Source organism: Streptomyces sp. 4F14, from assembly GCF_048159485.1.
In the GTDB taxonomy this organism is placed as follows: Bacteria; Actinomycetota; Actinomycetes; order Streptomycetales; family Streptomycetaceae; genus Streptomyces.
In genome coordinates, this window is sequence record NZ_JBLRVY010000418.1 from 1 (window position 1) to 313 (window position 313).

Here is a 313-nt window from a genome sequence, read left to right on the forward strand (position 1 = left end):
GTGCCGCGCTGGCTGGAGAAGTAGAGCCGGGTGCCGTCGGGCGAGAACGCCGGGCCGGTGATCTCCGATCCCGACTGCCCGTCGATGCGCAGGAACGGGGCGATGACGTCGTTCGGCGTGATCACGCAGATCTCCATGTTGCCGCCGTCCTCCGCGACGAACAGGTCGCCCGAGGAGCTTCCGGTGACGTTGTCGACGCCGGTCAGCGGGGCCGTGCCCGAGGTCACGAGGGAGTCGTCGTAGGCGAGTTCGATGGTCCCGGCGGACGCGTTGTACTTCCAGACGCGGTTGTCGCCCTTGGTGGTGAACCAGC

1 protein-coding gene is annotated in these 313 nt (G+C 68.1%); it reads right to left on the reverse strand.

Features of this window, described 5'->3' with window-relative positions; translation table 11 throughout:
- A partial coding sequence (locus tag ACLZOT_RS51385) for an alkaline phosphatase PhoX (protein WP_416976165.1) occupies window positions 1–313 on the reverse strand: 313 nt, incomplete at both ends.